The sequence below is a fragment of the Streptomyces recifensis genome (genome assembly GCF_002154615.1).
Classification (GTDB): domain Bacteria; phylum Actinomycetota; class Actinomycetes; order Streptomycetales; family Streptomycetaceae; genus Streptomyces; species Streptomyces griseoluteus.
In genome coordinates this window covers 1-1,243 of sequence record NZ_MUNH01000252.1, presented here as the reverse complement: position 1 = coordinate 1,243, position 1,243 = coordinate 1, and the positions used below count along the sequence as shown (strand labels likewise).

Genomic DNA, 1,243 nt, shown 5'->3' with positions numbered 1-1,243 from the left:
CGGGCCGGTGGTGCGGCGCAGCCAGCGGGGGAGCCGGGTGCGCCGGGCGGAGGCGGGCACGAGGCGCTGCAGGGTGGGGGATGCGGACAGCTCGGCTGTGCCCGCCGCGTCGGATGGATGCGGTGGGGCATGGCTGATGCTCATGGGTGCTCCACACGAGGGAGAGCGGGAACGAGGGTGCGCCCGTCGCCGCCACGGCGCCCTCGGCTCAGCGGAGGGTCACGTGCGGCGGGCGGGGAACGCGAGGCGGCCCGGGGAAAGGGCGGAGGCGGAGCGGGAGAAAGGCGTCAGCGGCCGGGGCGACACGCGGCGGAAGCCACCCGCAGCAGGTCGATGTGACCGCGCGTGGTGAGCAGGGCTGAACGCGACATGCCGGTGAACGTAGCCAGGCGGGCGTTCGCCGGTCAACGGTGTCTCGGTCAGTGGACTGCCCGTCTCGGGGAACAGTCGTGCCGGAAGGCGTGAAGCGTGAACGGTGGGTGAGGATGGAGGCATGTCAGATGCCTTCACCACGCGCGTGCTCGACGTCGCCACCGGGTCCCGTGAGCGGGTCGTGGACCTCACTCAGGAGTGCGAACACTTCCTGGGCGAGGCCGCGGCGGGCCGCGACGGCCTGCTCAACATCTTCGTCCCCCACGCGACCTGCGGCGTCGCCGTCATCGAGACCGGCGCCGGCAGCGACGACGACCTGCTCACCGCCCTGCACACCCTGCTCCCGGCCGACGACCGCTGGCAGCACCGCCACGGCAGCCCCGGCCACGGCCGCGACCACGTCCTCCCGGCGATCGTCCCGCCCCACGCCACGCTGCCCGTCATCGGCGGCAGCCTGGAGCTGGGCACGTGGCAGTCGGTGTGTCTGGTGGACACCAACAGGGACAACCCCAGCCGTCAGGTGCGGTTGAGCTTCCTCGGCCAGTGACTCGCATCGGCCCTGGACTGAGAGAACGCCTGTGCGTCACCGATGAGTTGCACCCGCCGTGGTTCACGGGGTCGCCGGCCCGGACCAGTGGCTGACGCGACTTTGCCGATCCTTTACAACCCCTGCTGAGCCTGTCTCGTCTCTTCGCTCGATTCATCACGCAGCCGTCCCGGCCACCCGCCGGACCGGCCGACGAAAGAGAGCGATACATGCGCCGAACAGTCCTGAGTGCCACGGCGACCGCGTGCGTCGCCGTGCTGGCGAGCACGGTGCCCGCGTTCGCCGGCGGGGCGGACTCGTCCCCCACCCCGCGCCCCGCCGGCT

2 protein-coding genes and 1 pseudogene are annotated in these 1,243 nt (G+C 72.2%); 2 read left to right on the top strand and 1 reads right to left on the bottom strand.

What is annotated here, in order from left to right; all coding sequences use genetic code 11:
* Positions 1–287: 287 nt before the first annotated feature.
* Entirely contained in the window at positions 288–371 is an 84-nt protein-coding gene (locus CCN33_RS33820) for a putative leader peptide (protein ID WP_343235472.1), read from the bottom strand.
* 122 nt (positions 372–493) lie between these two features.
* Between CCN33_RS33820 and CCN33_RS15295 the strand changes: the two genes are divergently transcribed.
* Positions 494–919 (top strand): YjbQ family protein, encoded by a 426-nt coding sequence (locus CCN33_RS15295; protein WP_086694173.1) that lies wholly within the window; start codon positions 494–496, stop codon positions 917–919.
* A 209-nt stretch (positions 920–1,128) separates the two neighbouring features.
* Positions 1,129–1,243: pseudogene (locus CCN33_RS33535) on the top strand (sortase-dependent protein); the annotation flags it as partial.